Consider the following 249-nt stretch of genomic DNA (forward strand, 5'->3'; position numbering starts at 1 on the left):
CCGAGATCGACCGGCCCGCATGGGAAAAGCGGTGAGAGCAACGCCATCAGACCTCCGCCCGCCCACGGGTCAGGCGGGGGTAGGACGCTGTTCCGTTCAGATAGGGATGTTCGAGCGTGTGCGCATAGACCGGAGCCCCCCACATCCGCGACAGTTCAACGACCGTTCCCACGTGGTCGAAGTGACCATGCGTCAGGAGGATTGCCGCCGGTCAGGCGTTTTTGCCGAAACGCGCCTCCGCGACCGCGA

The 249-nt window shown here is 65.1% G+C and carries 1 pseudogene; it reads right to left on the reverse strand.

What is annotated here, in order from left to right:
- Positions 1-249, reverse strand: a pseudogene (locus EOD29_RS33835) (MBL fold metallo-hydrolase); the annotation flags it as partial.

The organism is Mesorhizobium sp. M1A.T.Ca.IN.004.03.1.1 (assembly GCF_003997555.1).
Taxonomy (GTDB): Bacteria; Pseudomonadota; Alphaproteobacteria; order Rhizobiales; family Rhizobiaceae; genus Mesorhizobium.